Origin of the sequence: Thiolapillus sp., from assembly GCF_048562965.1 — a bacterium.
Classification (GTDB): Bacteria; Pseudomonadota; Gammaproteobacteria; order Chromatiales; family Chromatiaceae; genus Thiolapillus; species Thiolapillus brandeum_A.
Genome location: NZ_JBHNMF010001418.1, coordinates 1 through 635, shown reverse-complemented (window position 1 = coordinate 635; position 635 = coordinate 1). Strand labels below are relative to the sequence as shown.

The window sequence follows — 635 nt, the reverse complement described above, 5'->3', positions numbered from 1 at the left end:
TAGCAAAAAATGAATTCGGCAAAAACAACAAGGTAGCGAAAGGCATTCAGGAGGCATTTCAGTCAGTTTTGGGCACCTACTCCCAGATCGCTGATGAATACATAAATGGGAAAATATTGCCGCATGTCACTGTGCTGGATGGATTATCCACTGCAGTAAGGCCTTCGTCTAGCATGGATGTAAACTTGAAGTTGTTTGATTTGCTGGGAAGATTGGCAATGTACGGCTTGTGGACAACATGGCGTGCCACTATAGCTGATGAGGAAGAATATAAAGAAAAGCTTGTTTTGCGGTCCCGATACATATCTGATGCCGTTAAATCCTTGATTTCAAATAACCCGGCACTTTTCCTGCCAATCAAAGATGAGCAGGCAATTGACATATTTCTTGCAATACTCCAGATGGCTATGAGTGGCAGCGGTGAAGGCGATATGAAACTATGGCTGTCAGAGATCATAGAACGTGCAAGATTCGCATACGAGGGTAACGAGCCATATCCATGTACCATTCGTGATTATGCTGAATTGCTGGATCATCCGCACCGCGGAGATGAGGAGTATCGCAAGGAAGTTACGGAAGGAAGCATTCTCTATCCAACGATTGCATTGTGGGCGGCCATTCTTGGTGACAGTAAA

Annotated in this window: 1 pseudogene; it reads left to right on the top strand. The window is 44.7% G+C overall.

Annotated features, from left to right (window positions below):
* Positions 1-635, top strand: a pseudogene (locus tag ACOCD2_RS24700) (hypothetical protein); the annotation flags it as partial.